Genomic DNA, 23,657 nt, shown 5'->3' on the forward strand with positions numbered 1-23,657 from the left:
GTTTCTTGCTGGCATCAATTAAGATGTCAATTTGAATCCGAAGATTCGTTTGTTCTTTTCACCGACGAGGTCGGCTCCAGAACTTTATTTGTTGACGTTTTGCTGTTCAGTTTTCAAGGTTCATTGTTAGTGCCTCTCTCAGAAGCAACTTCTCTAATATACCATCGCTAACTCTCTGAGTCAAGCACTTTTTAAAATTAGTTTGAAACGTTTTTGTTCGAAGCTAAGTAACTAACTCCCTTAGCGACGTTTACTATATTAGCATGGGCTACTTTCATATGTCAACACCAAAAGCAAAAAAACTATATAAAACACTAAATTGGTGAAATGGACTTGTTTTATTGACTTGGAAGTTCCGTTGATTGAAGCGAACGCCGTTACGAAGAACGGCGTTTGCGAGCAGTTTTATCTATCAGTATTCATTACCAACTCGGTAGTCTCTATGGAAGACATATTCATTTTTCGATTCACTTTCCACAATTTGAATGAAACCTTTCTCAATTAAAAACTCAACGAGAACTTCCAGGTTAATTGAATACATGCGTAACTCCTCATCTTCATGAAGCTCCTGGATTGTCCATGTCTCTTTCGTCGACATGACGTCCATGATATGCCTCGCCCCGTCCAACGTGCGGTTATGAATGAAGAATTCACTTGCCAGGAATAAAAGCTCCAGCCTTTTCTCTATCGGTTCTTCGCTCATGATCAGCTCTTCATATAGTTTATAGATTGCAGGGTCGATCTTTTTGACTTGCGACCATACAGTCACTTCGGGGGATGATCCCTTTTCAATAACGGTGAGCCTTGCAAGATGATGAAGGGATTGAATCGCATGATGATACGCATCCATATAGTTTTGCTGCTCGAAAAACATTTTTCCTTCCATATACACTCTCACTAATCTGGACAGCTCAAGTCCCATCTTTATCTTTCGACCATAGAATGGGTATTCCTTCAACTCGTTTTTCAAGCTCTCAACAAATTCGTTGCGATCAAAGAAGATCTTCCCATAGAACAACCAGTCGACAACTTTCCTTCGTGTCCCGAGCAAAAGCCATTTCCTTAACTGTTTTTCGCTGATAACGTGCATTGCCGCTTTTCCGGTTCCATCCGTGTAATGTTTTGTATATATTGGCGTTTCCTCATTAGATGTTATGATGAGCATGATTTCGTCAAACGTGTCTGTTATCGGATCGCCTGCACCTCTTTTTTCAACAAGTATGACTCCTAACGTTTCAGGCGAGCTTGCACGTTCTTGATAAATCGGTCTAAGAACCTGTTCCATTATGACACCTCCACTTTATATTTCTTTCGACGCGTCTTTTGATAAACCCTTCATTCAAAATTCGTAAAATATGATGCAAATGAAATTTGTGCTATATTGATTGAGGAACATTCAAATCGTTTCTATAGATGTTCCTCATTCATTACAGTCATTCTAAGGAGGATTATGGATGAAACCTTATAAAAATAAAATAAATCGGATCCGGTCATTTGCATTATCCCTGATTTTCATCGGGGTCGTCATTATGTATCTCGGGATATTCTTCAGGAAGAATGAAATCATCATGTTGATATTCATGGTACTAGGACTCCTAGCGATTCTTGGCAGCACGGTCGTTTATGCTTGGATCGGGACCTTGTCGACGAGGGCTGTACAGATCGTCTGTCCGAATTGCGGCAAAGCGACTAAAATGCTTGGACGTGTTGATATGTGCGGACATTGCAGAGAGCCGCTCACGTTGGATCCTTCATTAGAAGGAAAGGAATTCGATGTGGCGTATAACCGTCCGGAAAGTAAAAAGGAAGCTTCAGAAAAAAAATAACAAAAAACCGGTTCCGTCTTTCAACCTCGGAACCGGTTTTCTTATTTTGCTTTATTGGCGCCTGCTGCACATTCAGGACATGTTCCATATACTTCAAGTCGGTGGGAATTCACTTCGAATCCCGTTACATGGGAAGCGAGATGCTCAACTTCCTCTAGTCCGGGATGGTGGAAGTCGACGATTTTTCCACAATGATCACAAATGATATGATAATGATCATGTGTAACAAAATCGAACCGGCTCGATGAATCTCCATAAGTGAGTTCCTTTACAAGCCCTGCATTCCGGAAAACACGCAGATTATTATATACGGTCGCAACACTCATATTTGGAAAATCGGCTTCTAACGCTTTATATATTTCATCAGCAGTAGGATGTGTCTCGGAAGAAATGAGAAACTCTAATATAGCATGCCTTTGCGGTGTAATACGCACACCACTTTCCTTCAATGTGACAAGCGCGTCTTTCAAAAACACTTCAGACATCGCCAACACTCCAATCCATAAAGATTACTTCTTTATAATCATTATAATTAGTTTACTGAGAATAGGCATGTTTGTCAACTAAAGTGCTGTTCCATTGGAAAAAAGATATCTGGTCAATACCCTTTTTCAGTATCGATCAAATTGATCAAGTTCCTATCCCCTTTTTGCCACTTCTCCAGATTTTCCGTAAAAAACTCAAGCGCCCTCTCAATATATTTCCCGGAATGGCTGGAAACATGCGGAGAAATGGTTACATTCGATAAAGACCATAGCTCGCTTTCTATTGGCAACGGTTCCTTTTCAAATACATCTAGGACCGCGTGCCCGATTTCTCCGTTTTTCAAAGCATCAACGAGAATCGATTCCTTTACGAGGTCGCCTCTGCCAAAATTCATGAATATTGCTGACTCCTTCATCGCTTGGAAATGGCTTTCCTCGAGCAATTCCTTCGTTTTAGGTGTACTAGGCAATACGGATACGACAATATCAGCTTCTGGAAGTTTGTTTACAATACCTTCGAATTGGATGGTCTCGTCCATGAACTGAGCTGGATCCCCTGAGTGATTGCAACCGATGGTCCGGACTCCGAACGCTTGAAGCAAACGTCCGATTTCAGATCCAATTGCCCCAGGACCTAAAATGAGCGCAGTCGAGCCGCGCAATTCCGATTGGCGTACTTTTGTATTCCACTCTTTCCGCTTCTGCTGCTCCGCTAATGCAGGCAGTGCCCGCCCGAGCGACAGAATATGCGCGAGTGCCGTTTCCGCCATCGGTGTTTTATGGATTCCACGTACATTGCTGACGACGATCCCTTTTTCTGCAATTGCTGCAAGCGGCATCTTTTCCACCCCTGCGGAAGCGACCATCAGCCACTTAAGGGATGTCGCCCTATCCAACACCTCTGTACTGATATCTTCGCCATACGTGACGATGATTTCGTATTCACCAAGAGAAACTTCACCGATCTTTCTATGGAAGCTAAATTCAATTCCAGGAAAATCCGACTTCAATCTCTCCATCTGTTCGTCCTTGATCTTGAACGTGAATAAAACATTCATCCCATTTCCCCCTTACGCCTTCTTCGTCAATTGCTCCAATGTCGCAAGCGCTTCTTCGATATGCCCCTTCACTTTAACTTTCCGCCATTCCTTCACGACAGTCCCAGTTGGGTCGATCAGAAATGTGGATCGCTCGATGCCCATATATTCCTTGCCGAACATTTTCTTTAATTTCCACACGCCGTACGCTTCAGCTGCTTCATGGTTTGCATCCACCAACAATGAAAACGGCAGTCCTTGCTTTTCAATGAACCGTTGATGTGATGCTTCGTTATCAGGACTGACCCCAAGAATGACAGCATTCAGATCACTGAAGCTTTGATGCGCATCCCTAAAGTCACATGCCTGCGTTGTGCAGCCGGGAGTGGCGTCTTTCGGATAAAAGTAGAGGATTACATACTTCTCCCCTTCAAAATCACTTAACGAAACGATTTCACCGTTTTCGTTCGGCAATGAAAATTGCGGCGCCTGCATACCTTCCAACTTTTCCATATCGATCCCTCCAACATTTTCTTTATACAATCGTACCGGACAACCGGCATAGTTTCAATTTCTTTGGCGTAACGGCCGAAGTTTGTATAAAATGGAGTATGTACCGATTTGAACGGAGGAATTGAAATGAACAGAACTAATTCAGAACAGATCTATCAAGAAGCATGTGAACATATCGTCGGAGGCGTCAACAGCCCTTCACGCGGTTATAAAGCGGTCGGCGGTGGAGCGCCCACTGTGATGGAGCGTGCGGAAGGCGCTTATTTCTGGGATGTTGACGGGAATAAATATATCGATTACTTAGGTGCATATGGCCCAATCATCACAGGCCATGCTCATCCACATATTACAGAAGCGATTACAAAGGCGGCAACTACCGGGGTTTTATACGGGACTCCTACGAGGCATGAAGTCAAATTCGCTAAGATGCTGAAAGAAGCGATCCCTTCCATGGACAAGGTCAGATTCGTCAATTCAGGAACTGAAGCTGTCATGACGACAATCCGTGTAGCCCGCGCCTTCACCGGAAGAACGAAAGTGATGAAATTCGCAGGCTGCTACCATGGCCATTCGGATCTCGTACTTGTTGCCGCAGGATCCGGTCCGGCAACGTTAGGAACACCCGATTCAGCGGGAGTCCCGGCTTCTATCGCGCAAGAAGTGATCACAATCCCATTCAATGATCCGGATGCATATAAGGAAGCAATGGAAAAATGGGGAGACCAGCTGGCATGTGTGCTAGTCGAACCGATTGTCGGGAATTTCGGCATCGTTGAACCGAATGAAGGATTCCTTCCACTCGTCCACGAACTTGCAAAAGAGAAAGGCGCACTCATCGTTTATGATGAAGTGATCACTGCCTTCCGATTCCATTATGGCAGCGCTCAAACTCTGCTTGGAACGACTCCCGATTTAATTGCTTTCGGTAAAATCATTGGCGGCGGTTTGCCGATCGGTGCATATGGCGGCAAAAAAGAGATCATGGAAACTGTGGCACCCCTCGGCCCTGCCTACCAAGCCGGGACGATGGCTGGAAATCCCGCTTCCATGCTATCCGGCATCGCTTGCCTAGAAGTATTGCAGCAACCCGGCGTATACGAAGAGATGGACAGGCTGGGAGGAATGCTTGAAGAAGGCATCCTTCAATTGGCGGAAAAGCACGGCATCACACTAACAATCAATCGTCTTGGCGGAGCGCTGACTTTATTCTTCACTGATGTTATAGTAGAGAACTATGAGCAGGCTGAACAGACAGATGGAGAAATTTTCGCTAAGTTCTTTAAACTGATGCTCGAAAACGGTGTCAACCTCGCCCCTTCTAAATATGAAGCTTGGTTCCTGACAATTGCTCATAAAGAGGAGGACATCACTCATACACTAGAGGCGGTGGACCGTTCATTCAAAGAACTTTCCCTCCAAATGAACAAGTAAGAAACCGCACACAACATAAATACCTTTAGTAGAAAGGATAATCATATGAAACTTGGCGCCCGCATCTTTAAAACGGGTATAGCAATCGTTGCCGCATTGTTTCTGGCGGAGATGCTCAGCTTGCCGAATCCTGTCTTTGCAGGAATTGCGGCCATCTTTGCGATTCAACCATCCATTTACCGATCTTATTTAACTATAATTGAGCAGATCCAAGGTAATCTGATCGGCGCCATTACAGCCATCACCTTCGTACTGGTGTTTGGACATCAAATTGTAACTGTCGGATTTGCGGCGGTCATCATCATCTTGATCATGTTGAAGTTGGGGCTTGAGAAATCCATTTCCTTAGCTTTAGTGACGATGATTGCCATCATGGAGATCAAAGGTGATGCATTCCTATCCTTCGCTCTGCTCCGATTCGTCACCATGGTAATCGGGGTCTTATCCGCTTTTGTCGTCAATTTGCTGTTCATGCCGCCGAAGTATGAAACGAAGCTATTCCAGGCGATCCACCAAGCGCAGGACGAAATCATCCGGTGGATACGGCTTGCGGGCAGACAGGCATCCGAACATATTGCAACAAAAAAGTCGCTGGTGAAAATAAAGGAACGTCTCGCAAACGTCGATCAACTCTATTCGCTTTACAAAGAGGAACGGAGCTATTTCAAGAAAAACTCCCGCTCTAAGGCGCGAAAGCTTGTCATCTACAGACAGATGATTGCAACATCAAAAAGCAGTCATGAAGTGTTGGCACGGCTTCATAACTACGAAAATGAACTGATCAACCTGCCGGAACATTTCCGGATGATGATTCAGGAACGTCTCGACGCATTGCTCACGTATCATGAACAGATCCATCTGAAATTTGTAGGCAAGTTGAAGGCGGACCGGATGATGGATACGTTGAATGAGGAATTCATCCAACGTCAGGAAGTGATGGATATTTTCGCGAAGGAAATTGCCATCACAAAGGAAGAGGAAGAATTCACCGCATACCACCTCCTCCATGTCCTATCTTCTCTATTGAATTACGAAGAACAGTTGGAGTATCTGGACCGGCTGATCGTTTCCAATCAACGTAGGCACGGACACGAAGTCAGCAATGAAATGGAAAATGAAATCTATTAAAGAAACCATCCTTGGCACTTTGGCCAAGGATGGTTTTTCAGTTTTTCATTTTCGGGTCGAGCGCATCCCTTAAGCCGTCGCCCATCAAGTTGAAACCTAACACCGTCAGCATGATGGAAAGTCCAGGGAAGATCATCGTCCATGGAGCTGACTGCAAATACGACTTCGAATCGGCGAGCATTTTCCCCCATTCGGGCTGCGGCGCCTGCGCTCCGAGTCCTAGAAAGCCGAGTGCCGCAGCTTCCAGGATGGCAGTTGCAACAGCCAGTGTCCCTTGCACGATGACGGGTGCCATCGAATTCGGCAGGATATGTGAGAATAAAATACGGGCATCCTTCATTCCGATCGCCTTTGCCGCCATAATATATTCATCTTCCTTGATGCTCAGCACTTTTGATCGTATCAAACGCCCGAAATTCGGAACATTGATGATCGCAATGGCAATCAATGCATTTTCAAGCCCTGGCCCCAACACGGAAACGATGGCGATAGCGAGCAGGATTGAAGGGAATGCAAGCATAATATCAAAAATCCTTGATATGATCGTATCCGTCCACCGGCCGTAATATCCGGCAACGATACCTAGAAAACTACCAACGACGACCGATGCGATGACCGATAGGAATCCGACGGAAAGCGATATCCGCGCTCCATGGATAATGCGTGACAGGATATCCCTGCCGAAATCATCCGTTCCGAGCCAATATTCCGCTGAAGGCGGTTGAAGCCGATCCGCAGGCATTTGCTGATTGATCCCTTCTTTTGCAATGAAAGGACCGAAAATGGCAAGAAGCACGAAAAAGAGGATGATGACCATTCCGGCAACCGCCACCTTGCTTTTTCTGAAGTTTCGCCAAGCCTCACGCCACGGGCCGGTCGTCCTCTCAATTTCAGCTTCCACAATTCCATCCATCTTAGGTGTAAATTCAGACATTCCGCATTCCCCCTTCCTCAGTCATATTTAATCCTTGAATCGATCAGACTATAAAGTAAGTCGACAATCAGGTTGATCATGACGAAGATGAAGGCGACAATGAGAATTGCGGATTGGATGACGGGATAATCCCGGAAGTTGATGGCGTCGTAAATATACCGCCCGATGCCCGGCCACGCAAAGATCGTTTCAGTCAAAATGGCGCCCCCGAGCAGCATTCCCATTTGCAGACCGATAACCGTCAATACGGGAATGACTGCATTCTTGAACGCATGCTTGTAAACGACCCAAAACATTTTCTGTCCCTTCGCCCGGGCGGTCCGGATGTAATCGGAACGCATCACTTCAAGCATGCTTGAGCGCGTCATTCGCGCGATGATCGCCATCGGAATCGTCGCCAATGCAATACCTGGCAATATGAGATGGCGAAGCACTTGAAATAATTGATCGAACCGGCCTTGGATAATCGTGTCGATGATGTACAGATGGGTGATCGCATGAACGGGATCCCTTACTTGTTCCCTCCCTGCCGTAGGGAGCCAGCTGAATTCGATGGCAAATGCCCATTGTCCTAAAAGTCCCAACCAAAAGATCGGCATGGAAACACCAACGAGCGCCAAAATCATCGCTATGTAGTCAAACCATGAATTTTGGAACCACGCCGAGACGATGCCTGCGTTTACTCCTACGATAATTGCGATTATCATTGCAAAAAAAGCGAGCTCCATCGTTGCGGCCAGATGCGGCCAGATTTCTTCGGCCACTGGAAGCCGGGTGCGCATCGACTCCCCAAGATCCCCCTGTAAAATCCCACCTAAATACTTGAAGAATTGAATAAACCACGGTTGGTCAAGCCCAAGTCTCGCGTTCATCGCTGCGATTGCCTCTGGCGACGCCTGCTGCCCTAAAATGACTTGGGCCGGGTTGCCGGGGATTGCCCTGACCATCATGAAAACGATAAAAACCATACCTAGAAGAACTGGAATTAGTTGTAATAACCTTCTGCCGACGTAGCTGAGCATTTCATTCACCTCACCAAAATCATTCAAATTCCTACAGATTTTTTTCTATCCCGATGCATCAATAGGAAAAAGGGGAAATCAAACGACTCCCCCTTACTGGTCAACGCAACATTCAAAGCGGATTTATTATTTGAATTCTACGTTTGATAATAGATCTGATCCTGTAGGATGCGGAACGAATCCAGTTAAATCCTTAGTTGCTGCGAGAAGTGGTGTAGAGTGCGCGAGTGGTACCCACGGCGCCTCTTCATGGATGATCTCCTGTGCTTTCTTATATAGCTCGATTCGTTTATCCTCATCCACTTCCGTTTGTGCATCGATGAAAAGATTATGCATTTCATCGTTTTTGAAGTACGTATAGTTGTTGCTGCCGATATTGTCTTCATCTAATAGAACATATAGGAAGTTGTCGGCATCACCGTTATCTCCTGTCCAACCAAGCATGAAAGCGTCCGCTTCCCCTTTGCTCGCCTTATCGAGATACGTTGGCCATTCAAAAGATACGATTTTCGCCTTGACGCCAATTTCCGCTAAATTGCTTTGAATGACTTCAGCGACTTTTGCTCCATCCGGCATGTATGGACGCGGAACAGGCATTGCCCATAGTTCCATTTCGAAGCCGTCCGGATAGCCTGCTTTCGCTAAAAGTTCTTTCGCTTTTTCCGGGTTGTATTCATACTCTTCAATGTCATCGTTATAGCCTGAAATGGAAGGTGGCATCGGGTTTTTTGCGCTATTCGCCCTTCCTTCGAAGAATGATTCAATGATTGTCTTCTTATCGATTGCATAGTTCATCGCCTGACGCACTTCTTTCTTGTCGAAAGGAGGGCGAGTCACCGTCAACCCAAGATATCCGACGTTCATCGACGGACGTTCAATCAATTGCAAATCGGCATTTCCTTCGATTTTTTCACCGTCAGCAGGATTGATGCCGTCCGCAAGATCGATTTCCCCGGCAATAAGCGCATTCAAACGTGCGGAGTTGTCCGGGTAGGATCGGAAAATGACTTTATCCAATTTCGGCAATCCTTTTTGCCAATACTCATCGAATTTTTCAATTGTGATCGAATCATTCGCTTTCCACTCGACAAACTTGAATGGACCTGTTCCGACAGGATTCCTTTCAAATTGGTCATCGCCTTTTTCGAATGCTGTCGGGCTTGCAATTGCGAACATGCTCATTGCAATGTTTTTCAAGAACGGAGCCTGTGGACGTTTCAGCTTGATGATGACCGTGTGATCCCCGTCAGCTGTGACCGACTCGATCACGTGCTCTTCATCGTCTTTAAATCCGCCGAACATGGATTTGTAATACGGGAATTTATCTGCGTCGCCGTTTGCCCAGCGCTCAAAGTTCTTCACGACAGCTTCGGAATTGAAATCCGTGCCATCGTGGAATTTGACGCCTTCCTGCAATTTGAATGTATACGTCAAACCATCATCCGTATTCCATTCTTTCGCAAGGCCCGGCTGGATTGTCGTATCTTGCTCACCGAAATTCAACAGTGTCTCATAGAGATTGACTGTTACTTTGAATGTTTCGCCTTCCGTGACCCTCGACGGATCAAGCGAAGTGGAGTCGCCGCCGCGGCCGAAGACTAATGTATCCTTCGTGCTTCCACTGCTCCCATTGCCGCCACAGGCAGCGAGCACAGTAGACAGAACTAGCAATAATAATAACGCAGCTGACCACATTCTCTTTTTATTCATAGAGACCCCTCCAATTGTTTTATATCATCGTCGACCTGGCTTACGTAAAGATGGCAGGCGACAGAATGACCGGTAGTGTGTTCCGTAAGTTGCGGTGTAACTTTAGTGCAAATGTCCATCTTGAATGGACAACGTGTATGGAATGTGCACCCGGTTGGCGGGTCTGCCGGATTGGGGATGTCTCCTTCTATGATGATCTGTTCTTTCTGATAATCCGGGTCGGGAACGGGCACAGCAGATAATAACGCTTGTGTATATGGATGCAGCGGCTTTTCGTAAAGCTGTTCACTATCCGCAACCTCCACCATCTTCCCTAAATACATGACAGCGACACGATCGCTAATATGCCGGACGACGCCGAGATCATGCGCGATGAAAATATACGTGAGGTTGAACTCTTTTTGAAGATCTTGCATCAGGTTCAATACTTGCGCCTGGATAGATACATCCAACGCCGAAACGGGCTCATCCGCGATGATCAGCTTCGGATTTGTCATCAAGGCGCGTGCAATTCCGATCCGCTGCCGTTGCCCCCCGCTGAATTGATGCGGGTAACGCTTCGCATGATAGGCATTCAATCCGACGATTTCCAGAAACTCGCGGACCTTCTTCTTCCTTTCCTTCGCGTCCGAAACGCCATGGACGATAAGTGGTTCCTCCAAAATCTTGCCAATCGTATGGCGTGGATTTAATGAAGCATAAGGATCCTGAAAAACCATCTGAATATCGCGGCGTGTTTTTCTCATCTCTTCCTGACTCAATGACGCAAGGTCTTTCCTGTCAAACTCGATTTGTCCGTCTGTAGGTTCCAGCAAGCGCATGAGCACACGCCCCGTCGTCGATTTCCCGCAACCGCTTTCACCGACGATACCAAGCGTTTCTCCTTCATTAACAAAAAACGAGACGTCGTCGACAGCCTTCACATAACCGACCGTTTTTCCGAACATTCCTTTTTTCACGGGAAAGTACTTTTTCAAGTTTTTAACTTTCAATAAAGGCGTTGTGGACATCCGACTTCACCCTTCCTTCGTCGTATAGGAAACATCTCGTCTGATGGACATCCGCTGTTTCATAAAGCTCCGGGTTTTCCTGAAAGCATCGGTCAAATGCAAAATCGCATCGCGCCGCAAACCTGCAGCCGCTCGTTATGGAACCGGGCTTCGGAACATTCCCTGGAATGGAATGAAGACGTTCCTTTTTAACGCGCATATCCGGTACTGACTGGATCAGACCTTTCGTATACGGATGCTGGGGATCTTCAAATATGAGCTTGGTAGGTGCCTCTTCAATGATTTGCCCTGCATACATGACGATGACCCGCTCGCAAGTTTCCGCAACAACTCCAAGATCATGGGTAATTAATAATATGGCGGTCCCTAATCGGACATTCAGATCTTTCATCAACTTCAATATTTGCGCTTGGATCGTCACATCGAGAGCTGTCGTCGGTTCATCCGCAATCAATATTTTCGGATTGCAGACAAGCGCCATTGCAATCATCACCCTTTGCCGCATACCGCCCGATAATTGGTGCGGGTAGTCTTTCAGCAAGGCATCGGCACGAGGCAAGCCGACCAATTTCAACATCTCAACGGCCCTTTCCTGTGCCTGCTTTTTAGACCAGCCTTTTTCGTGGATCAAGATTGCTTCGACCATTTGGTTGCCAATCGTGAATAAAGGATTCAAAGACGTCATCGGCTCCTGAAAAATCATCGCAATGTCATTGCCGCGGATCTGCCTCATCTCTTTTTCCGATAAGCCGATTAAATTGCGTCCGTTGTACACAATTTCTCCGCCTGTAATCTTCCCGGGCGGACTAGGCACGAGCCCCATTATGGATAGGGAGGTTACACTTTTTCCGCATCCTGATTCCCCTACGATTCCTAAAATCTCGCCATCCCGGAGATGAAAATCGATATGATCAACCGCCGGGACTTTTCCGGAGTCTGTGAAAAAGGTAGTCTGCAAGTCTTTTACATCAAGAATTTTGTTCCTATCATTCATCAGATCACCTTTTCGCTTTATGCGTTTTCTGAAACATTCAATTATACCCATTATACTTTCTATTAGGAAAAAGGCAATATGGAATTTTCATAGAGTCAAGTTGATCCCACGACAAAAAAAAGCTGCCGGATGTCCGGCAGCTACACGATTATAACGATTGAACTTGAAACAGATTGTAGTAGATCCCTTGTTTCGCCATGAGTTCTTCATGGCTCCCGATTTCCTTCAACTCTCCGTGATCAATGACAAATATCTTGTCGGCATGGGTTATGGTCGATAGCCGATGTGCGACAATCAAGGTTGTCCTGTCACTGGCAAGCCGTTCGAGGGACTCCTGGATGAGCGCTTCACTTTCAAGATCTAAAGCGGAGGTGGCTTCATCCAAAATGAGCAATGGCGGATTTTTCAAAAACACACGTGCAATCGCTATCCGCTGTTTTTGACCGCCGGATAATTTCACGCCTCGTTCACCGACGGTCGTGTCGTACCCTTCCGCCAATGATTCGATGAAGTCATGCGCATTTGCGGCTTTGGCTGCGGCAATCACTTCCTCGTCCGATGCGTCAGGGTTCCCCATCAGGATATTGCTCTTCACCGAATCGCTGAAGAGGATGCTGTCTTGAAGGACGAGCCCTATTTGGTCACGCAATGATTTCAATTGGATATCACGCAAATCATGGCCGTCGATACGGATCGATCCCTCTGTCACATCGTAAAACCGCGGTATCAGACTGACGATTGTCGACTTCCCTCCGCCGCTCATGCCGACGAGCGCGACCGTCTCACCCGGCTTGACCGTAAAGTTGACGTCACGCAGCACCGGCTCTTCATCTTCTCCATACGAAAAATTGACATGGTCGAATTGGATTTCCCCTTCGATTTGCGGCAATGCTTTTGCACCGCTCTTATCTTTAATATCATAGGGTTCTTCCATCAATTCAAAAACCCGGTCCATCGAAGCGAATGATTGCGTCAGTGATGTTGAAGCATTGACTAATCTTCTTAACGGATTGTACAGACGATCTATATACGCAATGAAGGCAACCATTACGCCGACGGATAGAGAACCGTTGATCACCTGATAGCCCGCATAGGAAATGACAAGCAATGGAGCGACATCCGTAATCGTATTCACGACCGCAAACGCTTTTGCATTCCATTTCGTATGATCGATTGCCTTATCGAGGAAATTGCCGTTCGTCCGGTCAAAACGCTCCTGTTCTTTATCCTCAAGCGCAAAGCTTTTAATAACGCTTATCCCCGTCACACGTTCGTGTAAATAACTTTGCACATCGGCAAGCGCTTGCGACCGTTTTCTCGTCAAATCCCGAAGCTTACCGAAGAAGTGCTTCACACTGTATGCATAAAAAGGGAATGCAAGCAATGTTACGATTGTCAACGGTACATCCATTGCAAGCATGATACATGTCGCAATGATGATCGTCGCTAAGTCGAGCCACACATTCATCAAGCCGATCGTGACGAAGTTCTTCGTCTGCTCGACATCATTGATGACGCGTGAAATGACCTCGCCCGCCCGCGTATTCGAGTAGTAACGCAGCCCGAGCCTTTGCAAATGTCCATATAGGTTTTCCCGGATATCGTATAAGATTTTATTGCTGACGTATTGCGCGAAGTATTGGCGATAGTATTCAACAGGCGGCCGGATGATGAAAAACAGTAATACGGTTCCTCCCATCCATAAGAAAAGCTGCTTCGTCTTTTCTGCATCGCTCAACGTATCCGCCATGATGATATCGTCGATGACGATTTTAATAAGGTAAGGAATGAATAAAGGAATTGCAAATTTCACGATGCCGATTAAAATTGTCAAGACGATCTGCCAATTGTACGGCTTAACAAATTTCATATATCTTTTTATACTGTCTCCCATTTTCATCCTCCTAAAACAATAAAAAGCCTAACTGCATGAACGCAGACAGGCTCTCATTGGTCATTTTTCTTTACCTGTTTATAGAACTGATACCTGGAAGTCCATACTTCTATGAAATCCGGTGCAAATGGCCCTTTGCGCTGTTTGATCCACATGAGAAGTTTATCCAGATTACGCTTCAGTATTTGGTCAATCACACCTGGATATTTCATCTTCTCTTTATGGTCATCATATTCATCTTCATCCAGGATCAAATAACTCATATCCGGGAACACTTTCACATCAAGGTCATAATCGATGTATTTCAGTGCTTGGTGGTCATATACGAAGGGTGAACTCATATTCACATAATAATAGACCCCATCTTCGCGAAGCATGCAAATGATATTGAACCAATGTTCGGCATGGAAATAACAGATCGAAGGCTCCCTCGTCAGCCATGTCCTGCCGTCCGCTTCCGTGACAAGCGTCCGTTCATTCGCCCCGATCACAATATTCCGCGTCCCCTTCAAAACGGTTGTCTCTTGCCACACACGGTGGATATTGCCATCATGCTTATAACTATGTACCTGTATCGTTTCGCCTTCTTTCGGTATTGTCATCAGTAAAACCACCTTTAACTGTCGGAAACCCTAATATTCGTACATTATACCAATTGGACGATCAAAATTGAAACGTTTACCCTTCGATACACATATATAAAAAACCGGCAGCTTTAGCTGCCGGCCGGTGATGTCCATCCATTATTTTGACTGTTTACCGAAACTTCCTGCTCCGCCGGAAACGTTTGTTTTGTTCATTTCCGATTGTTGGTTTTGTTGGCGTACTTCGTTTACATCTGTTTCAGATCCAAACTCTTCAGACATGATTTCTTGTTTGACTTTGTTTGGTTTTGTGAACGAAGCTTGCGTTGTTTGTTGTTGGTTAAAGTTGTTTCGATTTTTGTTTGTCATGGATTTTCACCTCCGTAACCACTATGATGTTCAAAGCCCGTTTTTTTATTCCGGGATTTTTTTAGGTAATCATTGGATTTTTCACTTCATCCCAAATTTTCATCACGGGAACCGCCTTTGGCAATGCTTCCACTTCTTCCTCCGAAAAGAACTCGAAACCTTCGGGAGCCCGACCCTCCGTCACCGCCAAAAAACTTTTCACTTCCCAAGTAAGATGGGAGAAGACATGTCTGAAATCAGTCAATGGTGTAATCGAGCGAACATCTAGTCCAAGTTCGGCTTTCACAATTTCTTCGATAGCTCCAGATGTATTTTCCACCATCGGAAACTCCCACATATTCGCTAAGAGCCCTTTCGATGGCCGTTGCCTCATCAGCCATTTCCCATCGATACTCCGGATAGCGATTGAAAGAACAGGGACTGTCTTCATCTTCACTTTTTTCGATTTTACGGGAAGTTCCTCCTGCTTTCCTTCGTGGAACGCTGTACAAAAATCACGGACCGGGCACAGAAGGCATTTCGGTCTTGGTGTACATATCGTCGCCCCAAGCTCCATCAGACCTTGATTGAACGATGAAGGATCTTCCTTGTCAATTAACGCCATGACGACTTCCTCGAATATCTTTCGTGTTTTAGGAATCGCTATATCCTCTTCGATTAATAAGATTCGTGATAATACTCTCATGACATTCCCATCTACAGCATGCTCTGGAACGCCGAATGCGATGCTGAGCACGGCGCCGGCAGTATATGGTCCGACACCTTTCAACTTGGAAATGTCTTTCCGATTTTCGGGAATCCGGCTTCCATATTCCTCTACAACTTCTTGCACGCCAGATTGCAAATTCCGGGCGCGGGAATAATATCCGAGTCCTTCCCACATCTTCAAAACATCTTCTTCCTTCGCAGCAGCCAAGTCGGCCAGCGTCGGAAACTTTCCGATAAATCGTTCATAATAAGGGATGACCGTTTCTACACGTGTCTGTTGGAGCATCACTTCAGATACCCATATATGATAGGGATTCGACGTCCTTCTCCATGGCAGATCCCTTTTTTCTTCCAAATACCATGTGATGAGTGCCTTCCTGAATTCACTTTCAAGTTTCCGTTCAAAGAGTTGCATGATTACCTCCGTTTTGCATATGCTTTTCGTTACTGAAAAATAGGGTATATACTAATAAAAGAATAATGATTGCGTGTGTTACGCTTCAATGCCAATTCAGTGGCGATGTAAAGGAGTGATTTTTTGGATACGGGAACACATATTGTCATGGGTGCCGCCATTTGCGGTTTGACATTGGCAGATCCAGTCGTTGCCTCGGATTCCGCCACAATGACGGCTGTATTTATTGGCGTCGTATCGGGCTCCCTTATACCCGATGTCGATACTGTCCTTAAATTGAGGAATAATGCGGTTTATATACGGAACCATCGCGGAATTACTCATTCCGTGCCCGCAGTCCTGCTTTGGCCTCTCATCATATCGGTTTTGCTGTCGTTCATTTTCCCTGAGGCGGCATTCTTTCATCTTTGGGCGTGGACTTTCTTAGCGGTTTTTCTACATGTCTTTGTAGATATCTTCAACGCCTACGGCACACAGGCGTTACGGCCATTCTCCAATCAATGGGTCGCCATCGGGGTCATCAACACATTTGATCCGATAATTTTCGCATTGCATATTATCGCAATCATTGCATGGATGTTCGGTGCTGAACCTGTTCTGACCTTCTCGCTAATGTATATAGTCGTTTTCTTCTATTATCTATTGCGTTTCGCCGTCAAAGCGGCGGTGAAACAAGCTGTCCGCAATACAATTCCGGATGCTGATGATATTTTCATCGCGCCGACGATGCATTTTTTCCAATGGAGAGTTGCCGCATCCAATAAGAATTGTCACTACGTTGGACGGGCATACGGGCGTTCCGTCAACATATACGACAGATTCGAACGCGAGCCGATGCCGAAAACACCTTATATCGATGCGGCGATGGAGGATAAGAATATACAGGCATTCGTATCTTTCTCACCTATCTACAGATGGTCCGTTTCACATGTCGGGCATTTGTATGAAGTCCGTCTCATCGATTTGCGTTATCGGAGCAAGAGCTATTATCCGTTCGTCGCTGTTGCGCATATTAATGAAGATATGGAAGTGATCAATTCGTATACAGGCTGGATCTTCTCGGAGGACAAGCTCCGTAAAAAATTGAATTTCATTCCGAATTCCTAAACAAAAGCATAGGGCTCCTGCTTAGAAGCGACAAGGAGTGGCGCTCTTTGCCACGCAGTATATTTGACTTATGACCCCGAGCTTCTGGCGCCCGGACGTAGAAAAGAACATGCAAAAGCTTGCCATTCCCGCTAAACGCGTTACCGGCAAGCTTTTTGCATATCTTTTATTTACCTGTTTTAACGGATTGCAGCATTGCGATCGGCAACGCTTCTTCTGCACGTTCGCCGCCTAAACGGTATCCCCAAGCGAAACGGCCTTTCAAATAGTCAACATGGAAAAAGACGCCCTCGTCGCCTTCGATCCTGTAGATTTCACCAGGAACGATTGTTGACGGATCGATCATATAGGATTTCGCCATGAGCGCCTTGCGCTGATAGACGGCGAACTCATTGATCATACCCAATTGCTCCGCCTTGCGCGCTTTTTCCATCAGACTGCCGATTTCCGACCGCAGCTCGTGTTCATTCATTTCACTATATTTTTTAGTCTCCATCTTCTTCGTTCTCCTTTTTTTCGATGAAACTGTCTATTCGTTCGAATGGTATTCCCTTTTGGTACATCGCCTGTTTTATCCGTCTTCTTAATTCATATCCGGAAAACTTCGACTGATAACGGCGCCACGCCTTCTCACCGACAGAGCTGATGATCGAATCCCACTCGTCTTCATCCCTGCCGAAATCTATTTCTTCCAAAACACTTCTAATCAATTCAAAGGAGTACCCTTTTCGGGCAAGCGCATTTTGGATTCTTTGCTTCAATTGTGCTGGAGCGATTGAACTGTTCGTCCTAGCCGCCTTTTCAGCTAATTTCTTTGCGACTGCAAATTGTTCTTCTTCTGAGTAGCTATCAAGCACTTGTTGCTGCAACTCCTTCCCGACCCCTTTTTTTTGCAGTTCTTGTTGGATCGCTTTTGGACCTTTATTCGATGCATTTTTTTGTGTTCGCATTAATGCTTCGGAAAATGCTTCGTCGTCTAGGAATCCGAGCCTTCTTAATTTCACGATTGCTTCGAGGATGACCGCTTCCCCGTAATCCAAGTCTTTCAGTTTCTTTTTCACTTCAAACTCGCTTCGCATCCGGAAGGATAGGTAGTGGAGTGCGCGGTTGAATGCTTTTTCGATTTGGTCTTCGTATGTGATTTCGTCCATCGACCATTCGTCAAGTTGCATACCTTTTGTGAGTCCGAATTTGACTAGGACGGATTCATGGACGCTGAAGGCGTATGTTTCGTCAAGGAATATATTATAACGTTCGCTATCACGTTTTTGTTGTGTTATTTTCGTAATAACAGGCAAATCTGTTCGACCTCCCTCGCTATCTATCAGTATACATGTTCTGGTGGAGGAGGTCATCTTAACAGGATTTCCGCTTCAGGCGGTAAGGGGGAATATAGATGAAAGTTGTTATTGCTGGTGGTTCGGGTTTTATTGGACGGCATATTACAGACTTGCTTTTGAAAAATGGTCATGAAATCATTGTTCTTTCAAGGGAGAAGACAGACGATGGCGAGAAAGTGAAGTATGTGCTCTGGCTGCAAGATGGTGCTAGTCCGGAGAATGAGATCGGCTCAGTGGATGTATTTATTAATCTTGCGGGCGTTTCCATTAACGATGGGCGTTGGTCGGAGGCTCACCAGAAACGGATTTATGATAGCAGGATGGAAGCGACGAATGAATTGACCCGGATCATTAGCGAGCTGGATGAAAAACCGTCTCTCTTTATCAATGCGAGTGCAATCGGAATCTATCCTGCTTCCGAAACAGCCATATATACGGAGGAATCTGCTGAAGTTGCTACGGACTTTCTCGGTAAGACAGTGAGCGATTGGGAGAAAAAGGCGGCTTCGTTAAATGATCTTGGGATAAGGACTGTATTTACTCGATTCGGACTCGTCCTTTGGAAAGATGAAGGTGCTCTGCCGCTTATGGTCCTGCCATATAAAATGTACGTTGGCGGTAAAGTAGGAACCGGACAGCAATGGGTTTCTTGGGTGCATGTGCGAGATGTTGCAAGAGCGGTTCTGCACATTATGTATAACAGCCAATTGGAAGGCGCTGTCAATGTCACCGCTCCGTTCCCTCTCCGGATGGATGATTTCGGGAAGATGATCGGAGCCACTTTACATCGGCCGCATTGGTTCCCCGCTCCTTCTCCGATCATGAAGCTGGCTCTCGGGAATAAGAGTTCTCTCGTATTGGAAGGTCAATATGTGACGCCTGAGAAGCTTTTGGCGGACGGCTTTGAATTCAATTTTCCTGTGTTGTCCTTGGCACTGGACAATCTGTTGTAGAAGCGTATAGTTCCTTTATTTCCGCACATCCTACTCAAAAAGGAGATGTGCAATCTATGGTTGAAGAACATGGACCTGGAATACTTATGGCTGCCTTCATAATCGTTGTCGGTATTTTATTCAATCCGTTCGCAGCAAAAGCGGAAGAATTCCATTGGGGTTTCAAAAAGGCGACGAATGGCGTCCCTCCGAATGCAGGACCCGCTTTGGAATCAATGCTTGATAAGCATGGCGCTATATATAAAGGCAATCCTGACGAAAAAATCGCCTATTTGACCTTCGATAATGGCTATGAAAATGGCTATACGGAAAAGATTTTGGATGCATTGAAAAATGAGGACGTCCCAGCGACATTTTTTCTGACGGGACATTATTTGAAAAGCGCCGCCCCCCTCGTTCAACGAATGGTGAAGGATGGGCATATCATCGGAAATCATTCTTATGGGCATCCGAATATGGCGAATCTGTCCGAAGCTAGAATGGAAGAGGAATGGAAAAAATTCGATGAGTTGCTTTATCAAACGACAGGGGTAAAGCGGACGGTGTATGCAAGGCCGCCTGAAGGGATTTTCAATGATGCTGTATTAAGCAAAGGGAATGAGCTGGGCTACCGTCACATGTTCTGGTCGGTCGCTTTCATCGATTGGCATGCCAATAAACCGCGCGGCCGCGACTATGCCTATAATGAGCTGATGAATCAGCTTCATCCTGGAGCAGTCATTCTTATGCATACCGTATCGCCCGATAACGCGCAAGCACTGCCGGATTTCATTCGCGACGCAAAGAAAGCGGGATATGAATTCCGTTCATTGGACGATCTTGTCATGGAATATGAAAATGTGAATTCGATTTTGCGGTGATCTGAAAGCATCCCTTTCGATGAATAGGAAACGCAGTATAACTCACAATAGAGACCGCCAATTCGAATATGGAATAGGCGGTCTTTTTATGGATTTTGCTTATTCTACAAAATCCCCTTGGATAAATTTATCCTCCCTGTCAAATCTAATATTGATGCTTTTTGAATTCGTCGGATCCGGAGAATCAGCCACATGAAAATGGATATGCGGTTCACTGGAATTCCCTGAGTTACCAACTAGTCCAAGCAGGTCACCCTTCCTGACCTTATCCCCCTCCTCTACTACTACCGATTGGTACTTAAAGTGAACGAGATAACTGAATTCCTCATTACCATGATCAAGGATTACATAATTCCCGAAAGGTTGCTCCCGATTCATTTTACCAACTGGGTTATTATCTTCTACACCATTTTCTACTTTCACAACTATTCCATCAGCCGGAGCCAAATATTCCTTGCCGAATGCAAAATAGCTTTCATTTAAGGTAGGATCCCCTTCATAGGTGCTGTCGTCATTCCTTATCAAAAAGTCGTAAGCATAGCGCTGGTTTTCAAATTCATAATGGTAGTTAACCAGACTGTTCATACCTCCCCACAACACAAACCACTGATCCTGAAAAGGAAAATCAAATACTGCTTCCGTATATATGTTGTCAGTTTCCGGATACGCATCGAGTGGCTTCATCTGCAATATGTGGAAATTATTATCCTCCCCAACGATTGCCATCATTCCTTTAGAACCGCTTTCATCTATCCAACTATATTGCTTGGCACCATTACCATAAGGATTTTCAGATTGTAATATATATTTTGTAACGCCTTTATTAAATTTTTTACCTGACTTACGGAATTGCTTCAAGGTAACTTGCTCCTGAAACGTTTTGCTCGTCTGACTGTACAACTTCTCATAGTCCCCGTTTAAAAAAGTATCGGGTAATTCCTTTGGCTTCAACAGTTTGCCGCCTCGCTCAATATTCTTTTCCTTCCTTTCTTCTCCCCCCTCCTCTCCAGGATTACAAGCGGTTATAAATACCGTTGAAATAGCAACCAGGATTATTAAAAGCTTCAAATACCTCAAGATACCCCTCCTCATTCAATTTTGACCTTTATAAAGTACTACAGCTAATTGAATGAAAAAGTTTCAAAAGATTTAGCCCGGAAAGGAATTGCCACAGTTTATCTCAGCTGTCTTTAAATAAAAATGTTTTTTCTTCTCGTACCGTAAAGCGATATTATAAACAACACCCCGAACAGGACGGAGATGATGAGCAAATAGCTGACATTTTCGATGAATTCAAGAAAGAGCCCGCCTGCAAACGGACCAGTCAGACTCCCTATGCTGAAAAAGATGCCGCAAAGCAAATTACCGGTCGGCAATAAATTCTTCGGAGTCAGGTCGGACATGTAGGAAATGCCGAGCGAAAAGATGGACCCGACAAATAGGCCGGCGATGAAGACAGTCACCATGACGAAAGGGACTGAATTCCCCATCATGCTTGCAGCCCAGAACGCGACTGCCCCGCCCCCATATGTCATCGGGAGGATCGTGCTTCTTCCGAACTTGTCCGAAAGCATACCGAGCGGCAACTGTGAAACAATGCCTCCCACTGAAAAAATTGCAAGGATCATGGAAACGGATGTGAACTCCATTCCACTACGCAACGCATATACCGGGTACATCGCATTTAATGAAGATTCCAGGAACCCATATCCGAATGGGCCTAAAAAAGCGACCCATGCAATGGCAATTGTGCTTTTTGACCGTTTCACGAAACTTCCAGCTTCCACATTCCCTCTCAATACTTCCGGAAAATCATTTTTCAATTTGAAAACAAGCAACCATGCAGACATGCATAATAAGCCTGAGACGATGAATGGCAGTCCTTCATGGATATTGACGAGCGGCGCAAAAAGCGGACCTACGGCAAACCCCAAGCTGAATGACAAGCCGTATATTGCGATATTCCTTCCTAATCTATGCTGCTCCGATGTACTTGTGATCCACGTCTGTGTTGAAAAATGAAGGGCATGATCTCCAATCCCGATGAACAATCGTAAGATGAACCAAAAAACGACATGTTTCCATAACGGGAATAGGAGCAATGATGTAAATACGAGAATACCGCCCAATATGATGATGGGTTTGTAGCCATATTTACGTAACGGCGCTTCCATGAATGGAGACACGAGAAGCGTACCTATGTATAAACCTGTTGCATTGAGTCCATTCAAAGCACTTGAAATCCCATCACGCTCGAAAATGGCCGAGATGAGCGGCAATAACATACCTTGTGAAAATCCCGAGATTGAAACGATGATAACAAGTATCCAAAACCGCCGCTGTTGGGCGGATAATGTAGTAAGCATAAGCAATACGCTCCTTAATTATGAGAAATTACTATACAATAGTAGCATAAGTGGAATAAGGAGGATTGGTTTGAATGAAATTCGAAATGACTGAGAACGGTTTTGAAACGGAAACATCTTTCGGCAAACTGCAAATTTCCGCCAATGACGAATATGGATTCCGTCCCTACCAGCTTTTAGTTTCATCCATTGCAGTATGCAGCGGAGGCGTTCTACGTAAAATCCTTGAAAGAAAAAGAATGCCAGCAAAAAATATCAGTATTGAGGTAAAAGAAGTTGTCCGGAATGAGGAGTTCGCAAACCGTGTGGAGAAGATTCATCTTCATTTCCTCATTGAAAGGGAAACGATTAAAGACGAACAGATGGAGAAGATCATGCAATTGACAGCGAAGAACTGTTCAATGCTCCAATCGATCATCGATTCAATCGAAGTTGTCGAGACATATGAATTCTTGTAATAAATGAATAAGGCCCAGTCCATATCTGATATCAGAATACGGCTGGGCCTTTACGTATGAAATGAACCTTCACTTTCATTTTGCATATAATTCGTAGGCGTTTATCGGCTAGGGCCGTCAAACGTTCACGGATCCCCTCCTTTTCGTAAGGATTCGATTCGTCTCTACACTACGGCCTCCTTTTCCAATTGATTACTTGTAGTATAGCATGTTAATTTTCTATTGTAAAGATTTTGTTTAGCAGAATTATCATTTTATATCCACAGCCTTCTGCTTCATTGAAAAAAACCTGTAATTCGTATACGATTACAATGACGAAAAGAGGTGTACTTCTTGGACAACAAGCAAAGCAGCAGTCATGTAAACGAGTTGAAAAATCGTCTCCATCAATTTTTGGAGAAGCTTGAATCGATTGAACCCGAAACAACAGACCTCGATGATATCGATCAGCTTATCGGTTTGGTCGATGAACTGGAAAACCAGATGAATAAACTAAAAAAAGATCAATGATGC

General features: G+C 45.1%; 25 protein-coding genes. 8 read left to right on the forward strand and 17 right to left on the reverse strand.

Features of this window, described 5'->3' with window-relative positions:
- Positions 1–412 precede the first annotated feature (412 nt).
- Positions 413–1,285, reverse strand: a complete 873-nt coding sequence (locus M3191_RS12435) for a nucleotidyltransferase-like protein (protein WP_251700707.1) — start codon at positions 1,283–1,285, stop codon at positions 413–415.
- A gap of 169 nt (positions 1,286–1,454) precedes the next feature.
- Between M3191_RS12435 and M3191_RS12440 the strand changes: the two genes are divergently transcribed.
- Positions 1,455–1,826 (forward strand): YgzB family protein, encoded by a 372-nt coding sequence (locus tag M3191_RS12440; RefSeq protein ID WP_251696382.1) that lies wholly within the window; start codon positions 1,455–1,457, stop codon positions 1,824–1,826.
- A gap of 41 nt (positions 1,827–1,867) precedes the next feature.
- Here M3191_RS12440 and perR read toward each other — a convergent pair whose 3' ends face one another.
- The 3 genes from perR to bcp all read right to left on the reverse strand — a co-directional run bounded on the left by perR (position 1,868) and on the right by bcp (position 3,861).
- Entirely contained in the window at positions 1,868–2,311 is a 444-nt protein-coding gene (gene perR, locus M3191_RS12445; RefSeq protein WP_251629479.1) for a peroxide-responsive transcriptional repressor PerR, read from the reverse strand.
- A gap of 113 nt (positions 2,312–2,424) precedes the next feature.
- Positions 2,425–3,369 carry a D-2-hydroxyacid dehydrogenase gene (locus M3191_RS12450; RefSeq protein ID WP_251700708.1) on the reverse strand — a complete coding sequence of 315 codons (945 nt, stop codon included), beginning with the start codon at positions 3,367–3,369 and terminating at the stop codon, positions 2,425–2,427.
- 12 nt (positions 3,370–3,381) lie between these two features.
- Complete coding sequence (gene bcp, locus M3191_RS12455) at positions 3,382–3,861, reverse strand: thioredoxin-dependent thiol peroxidase (RefSeq protein ID WP_251629483.1); 480 nt, start codon at positions 3,859–3,861, stop codon at positions 3,382–3,384.
- Between the two features lie 126 nt (positions 3,862–3,987).
- On the opposite strand from bcp, the gene M3191_RS12460 reads away from it, so the two are divergent.
- Together M3191_RS12460 and M3191_RS12465 are read left to right on the forward strand one after the other, a co-directional pair.
- Entirely contained in the window at positions 3,988–5,292 is a 1,305-nt protein-coding gene (locus tag M3191_RS12460) for a glutamate-1-semialdehyde 2,1-aminomutase (RefSeq protein WP_285853351.1), read from the forward strand.
- A gap of 45 nt (positions 5,293–5,337) precedes the next feature.
- A complete protein-coding gene (locus tag M3191_RS12465; RefSeq protein ID WP_251700709.1) occupies positions 5,338–6,420 on the forward strand; it encodes an FUSC family protein in 1,083 nt (360 codons plus the stop codon).
- A 37-nt stretch (positions 6,421–6,457) separates the two neighbouring features.
- Here the strand turns inward: M3191_RS12465 and nikC are convergent, their stop codons facing one another.
- From nikC to mutY, 9 genes are all read right to left on the reverse strand, one after another.
- On the reverse strand, positions 6,458–7,354 hold the full coding sequence (gene nikC / locus M3191_RS12470) for a nickel transporter permease (RefSeq protein ID WP_251700710.1): 897 nt from the start codon (positions 7,352–7,354) through the stop codon (positions 6,458–6,460).
- A gap of 17 nt (positions 7,355–7,371) precedes the next feature.
- Positions 7,372–8,376: an ABC transporter permease gene (locus tag M3191_RS12475; RefSeq protein WP_251700818.1), complete on the reverse strand. Its 1,005-nt coding sequence runs from the start codon at positions 8,374–8,376 to the stop codon at positions 7,372–7,374.
- A 126-nt stretch (positions 8,377–8,502) separates the two neighbouring features.
- Positions 8,503–10,086 carry an ABC transporter substrate-binding protein gene (locus tag M3191_RS12480; RefSeq protein WP_251700711.1) on the reverse strand — a complete coding sequence of 528 codons (1,584 nt, stop codon included), beginning with the start codon at positions 10,084–10,086 and terminating at the stop codon, positions 8,503–8,505.
- Positions 10,083–11,096, reverse strand: coding sequence for an ABC transporter ATP-binding protein (locus tag M3191_RS12485; protein ID WP_251700712.1), 1,014 nt, complete (start codon positions 11,094–11,096; stop codon positions 10,083–10,085). The genes M3191_RS12480 and M3191_RS12485 overlap by 4 nt, the downstream gene beginning before the upstream one ends.
- Positions 11,068–12,090, reverse strand: a complete 1,023-nt coding sequence (locus M3191_RS12490) for an ABC transporter ATP-binding protein (protein ID WP_251700713.1) — start codon at positions 12,088–12,090, stop codon at positions 11,068–11,070. The genes M3191_RS12485 and M3191_RS12490 overlap by 29 nt, the downstream gene beginning before the upstream one ends.
- Positions 12,091–12,238: 148 nt before the next feature.
- Complete coding sequence (locus tag M3191_RS12495; protein WP_251700714.1) at positions 12,239–13,984, reverse strand: ABC transporter ATP-binding protein; 1,746 nt, start codon at positions 13,982–13,984, stop codon at positions 12,239–12,241.
- Positions 13,985–14,037: 53 nt separating this feature from the next.
- Positions 14,038–14,586: a nucleoside tri-diphosphate phosphatase gene (ntdP, locus tag M3191_RS12500; RefSeq protein WP_251700715.1), complete on the reverse strand. Its 549-nt coding sequence runs from the start codon at positions 14,584–14,586 to the stop codon at positions 14,038–14,040.
- Positions 14,587–14,727: 141 nt separating this feature from the next.
- Entirely contained in the window at positions 14,728–14,937 is a 210-nt protein-coding gene (locus M3191_RS12505) for a gamma-type small acid-soluble spore protein (protein WP_251700716.1), read from the reverse strand.
- Between the two features lie 61 nt (positions 14,938–14,998).
- Positions 14,999–16,060 carry an A/G-specific adenine glycosylase gene (mutY, locus tag M3191_RS12510; protein WP_251700717.1) on the reverse strand — a complete coding sequence of 354 codons (1,062 nt, stop codon included), beginning with the start codon at positions 16,058–16,060 and terminating at the stop codon, positions 14,999–15,001.
- 123 nt (positions 16,061–16,183) lie between these two features.
- Here mutY and M3191_RS12515 point away from each other — a divergent pair, with 123 nt between their 5' ends.
- Positions 16,184–17,167, forward strand: coding sequence for a metal-dependent hydrolase (locus tag M3191_RS12515; RefSeq protein ID WP_251700718.1), 984 nt, complete (start codon positions 16,184–16,186; stop codon positions 17,165–17,167).
- 166 nt (positions 17,168–17,333) lie between these two features.
- Here M3191_RS12515 and M3191_RS12520 read toward each other — a convergent pair whose 3' ends face one another.
- A complete protein-coding gene (locus M3191_RS12520; RefSeq protein ID WP_251696408.1) occupies positions 17,334–17,663 on the reverse strand; it encodes a YfhH family protein in 330 nt (109 codons plus the stop codon).
- Positions 17,653–18,465, reverse strand: coding sequence for a recombination regulator RecX (gene recX, locus M3191_RS12525; protein ID WP_251700719.1), 813 nt, complete (start codon positions 18,463–18,465; stop codon positions 17,653–17,655). The genes M3191_RS12520 and recX overlap by 11 nt, the downstream gene beginning before the upstream one ends.
- A gap of 98 nt (positions 18,466–18,563) precedes the next feature.
- Here recX and M3191_RS12530 point away from each other — a divergent pair, with 98 nt between their 5' ends.
- Together M3191_RS12530 and M3191_RS12535 are read left to right on the forward strand one after the other, a co-directional pair.
- Complete coding sequence (locus tag M3191_RS12530) at positions 18,564–19,460, forward strand: TIGR01777 family oxidoreductase (protein ID WP_251700720.1); 897 nt, start codon at positions 18,564–18,566, stop codon at positions 19,458–19,460.
- Positions 19,461–19,516: 56 nt separating this feature from the next.
- Complete coding sequence (locus M3191_RS12535) at positions 19,517–20,320, forward strand: polysaccharide deacetylase family protein (protein WP_251700721.1); 804 nt, start codon at positions 19,517–19,519, stop codon at positions 20,318–20,320.
- 99 nt (positions 20,321–20,419) lie between these two features.
- Here M3191_RS12535 and M3191_RS12540 read toward each other — a convergent pair whose 3' ends face one another.
- Both M3191_RS12540 and M3191_RS12545 read right to left on the reverse strand, forming a co-directional pair.
- Positions 20,420–21,397 (reverse strand): M23 family metallopeptidase, encoded by a 978-nt coding sequence (locus M3191_RS12540; protein WP_251700722.1) that lies wholly within the window; start codon positions 21,395–21,397, stop codon positions 20,420–20,422.
- Positions 21,398–21,510: 113 nt separating this feature from the next.
- On the reverse strand, positions 21,511–22,686 hold the full coding sequence (locus M3191_RS12545) for an MFS transporter (protein ID WP_251700723.1): 1,176 nt from the start codon (positions 22,684–22,686) through the stop codon (positions 21,511–21,513).
- Between the two features lie 74 nt (positions 22,687–22,760).
- Here M3191_RS12545 and M3191_RS12550 point away from each other — a divergent pair, with 74 nt between their 5' ends.
- Both M3191_RS12550 and M3191_RS12555 read left to right on the forward strand, forming a co-directional pair.
- On the forward strand, positions 22,761–23,144 hold the full coding sequence (locus M3191_RS12550) for an OsmC family protein (protein ID WP_251700724.1): 384 nt from the start codon (positions 22,761–22,763) through the stop codon (positions 23,142–23,144).
- A 333-nt stretch (positions 23,145–23,477) separates the two neighbouring features.
- Complete coding sequence (locus M3191_RS12555) at positions 23,478–23,654, forward strand: SE1561 family protein (protein WP_251700725.1); 177 nt, start codon at positions 23,478–23,480, stop codon at positions 23,652–23,654.
- The last annotated feature ends 3 nt before the right edge of the window (positions 23,655–23,657 follow it).

It is taken from the genome of Sporosarcina luteola, assembly GCF_023715535.1.
GTDB lineage: Bacteria > Bacillota > Bacilli > Bacillales_A > Planococcaceae > Sporosarcina > Sporosarcina luteola_B.

What these genes read in the sequence shown, in the direction of transcription:
- M3191_RS12505 (WP_251700716.1), bottom strand. Translation starts at nt 14,937, where the DNA reads ATGACAAACAAAAATCGAAACAACTTTAACCAACAACAAACAACGCAA.
- M3191_RS12490 (WP_251700713.1), bottom strand. Translation starts at nt 12,090, where the DNA reads ATGAATGATAGGAACAAAATTCTTGATGTAAAAGACTTGCAGACTACC.
- M3191_RS12495 (WP_251700714.1), bottom strand. Translation starts at nt 13,984, where the DNA reads ATGGGAGACAGTATAAAAAGATATATGAAATTTGTTAAGCCGTACAAT.
- M3191_RS12440 (WP_251696382.1), top strand. Translation starts at nt 1,455, where the DNA reads ATGAAACCTTATAAAAATAAAATAAATCGGATCCGGTCATTTGCATTA.
- M3191_RS12530 (WP_251700720.1), top strand. Translation starts at nt 18,564, where the DNA reads ATGAAAGTTGTTATTGCTGGTGGTTCGGGTTTTATTGGACGGCATATT.
- M3191_RS12435 (WP_251700707.1), bottom strand. Translation starts at nt 1,285, where the DNA reads ATGGAACAGGTTCTTAGACCGATTTATCAAGAACGTGCAAGCTCGCCT.
- ntdP (WP_251700715.1), bottom strand. Translation starts at nt 14,586, where the DNA reads ATGACAATACCGAAAGAAGGCGAAACGATACAGGTACATAGTTATAAG.
- M3191_RS12520 (WP_251696408.1), bottom strand. Translation starts at nt 17,663, where the DNA reads ATGGAGACTAAAAAATATAGTGAAATGAATGAACACGAGCTGCGGTCG.
- M3191_RS12550 (WP_251700724.1), top strand. Translation starts at nt 22,761, where the DNA reads ATGAAATTCGAAATGACTGAGAACGGTTTTGAAACGGAAACATCTTTC.
- mutY (WP_251700717.1), bottom strand. Translation starts at nt 16,060, where the DNA reads ATGCAACTCTTTGAACGGAAACTTGAAAGTGAATTCAGGAAGGCACTC.
- M3191_RS12475 (WP_251700818.1), bottom strand. Translation starts at nt 8,376, where the DNA reads ATGCTCAGCTACGTCGGCAGAAGGTTATTACAACTAATTCCAGTTCTT.
- bcp (WP_251629483.1), bottom strand. Translation starts at nt 3,861, where the DNA reads ATGGAAAAGTTGGAAGGTATGCAGGCGCCGCAATTTTCATTGCCGAAC.
- perR (WP_251629479.1), bottom strand. Translation starts at nt 2,311, where the DNA reads ATGTCTGAAGTGTTTTTGAAAGACGCGCTTGTCACATTGAAGGAAAGT.
- M3191_RS12535 (WP_251700721.1), top strand. Translation starts at nt 19,517, where the DNA reads ATGGTTGAAGAACATGGACCTGGAATACTTATGGCTGCCTTCATAATC.
- M3191_RS12465 (WP_251700709.1), top strand. Translation starts at nt 5,338, where the DNA reads ATGAAACTTGGCGCCCGCATCTTTAAAACGGGTATAGCAATCGTTGCC.
- nikC (WP_251700710.1), bottom strand. Translation starts at nt 7,354, where the DNA reads ATGTCTGAATTTACACCTAAGATGGATGGAATTGTGGAAGCTGAAATT.
- M3191_RS12545 (WP_251700723.1), bottom strand. Translation starts at nt 22,686, where the DNA reads ATGCTTACTACATTATCCGCCCAACAGCGGCGGTTTTGGATACTTGTT.
- M3191_RS12480 (WP_251700711.1), bottom strand. Translation starts at nt 10,086, where the DNA reads ATGAATAAAAAGAGAATGTGGTCAGCTGCGTTATTATTATTGCTAGTT.
- M3191_RS12450 (WP_251700708.1), bottom strand. Translation starts at nt 3,369, where the DNA reads ATGAATGTTTTATTCACGTTCAAGATCAAGGACGAACAGATGGAGAGA.
- M3191_RS12460 (WP_285853351.1), top strand. Translation starts at nt 3,988, where the DNA reads ATGAACAGAACTAATTCAGAACAGATCTATCAAGAAGCATGTGAACAT.
- M3191_RS12485 (WP_251700712.1), bottom strand. Translation starts at nt 11,096, where the DNA reads ATGTCCACAACGCCTTTATTGAAAGTTAAAAACTTGAAAAAGTACTTT.